At 70.8% G+C, this 807-nt stretch carries 1 protein-coding gene; it reads left to right on the forward strand.

Annotated elements, in window-relative coordinates:
* Positions 1-229: 229 nt before the first annotated feature.
* Positions 230-807: IS110 family transposase (locus HK417_RS24460; RefSeq protein WP_222273399.1), on the forward strand; the 578-nt coding region annotated here is incomplete at its 3' end.

Raw genomic sequence — 807 nt, forward strand, 5'->3', positions numbered from 1 at the left:
CCCTGAAGTCCTGGTTGTCCCCTGTCGGGGAGTGCCGTTCCGGGCTGAAAATGGGGCGCGGCCGCCCGTCGACGTCGTGGTGGCTTGGTCGTTCGAGGCCGGTCTGAAGTCGGGCGCCGGGAGCTGCGCTGTGGGCCGTTGCGTGTGCTTGGAGCACGAGGATCAGATTCGCCCTTCCCTGCAGCTCCTGCGGGCGGCCGCCTCCACAACGGATCGGGAGGCGAGGGCGATGCGGGTCGACACCGACGAGCCCGAGATCATCGAGCGGGTCGCCGCTCTCGATGTGGCCAAGGCCGAGGTGGTGTGCTGCGCCCGGGTGCCCGGCCCGGGCCGGCAGCGGATGCAGGAGGTCCGCACGGTCTCCACGATGACCGCCGCCCTGCTGGGGCTGGGCGACTGGCTGGCCGAGCTCGGGGTGACCCGGGTGGTGATGGAGGCGACCAGCGACTACTGGCGGGCGCCGTTCTACCTGCTGGAGGACCGCTTCGAGACCTGGCTGGTCAACGCCCACGACGTCAAGCACCTGCCGGGACGACCGAAGACCGACCGGCTGGATGCGGTGTGGCTGTGCAAGGTCGCCGAACGCCAGATGCTGCGCCCCAGCTTCGTCCCGCCGCCAGCGATCCGGCAGCTGCGCGACCTGACCCGCTACCGGGTGGATCTGCTGGCCGTGCGGACCGCGGAGAAGCAGCGGGTGGACAAGCTGCTCGAGGACGCGCTGATCAAGCTCTCAGTGGTGGTCAGCGACCCGTTCGGCGCCTCCGGTCGGGCGATCATGGCCGCGCTGATCGCCGGCGAGCGGGATCC

The sequence above is a fragment of the Modestobacter marinus genome (assembly GCF_019799945.1).
Taxonomy (GTDB): domain Bacteria; phylum Actinomycetota; class Actinomycetes; order Mycobacteriales; family Geodermatophilaceae; genus Modestobacter; species Modestobacter marinus_B.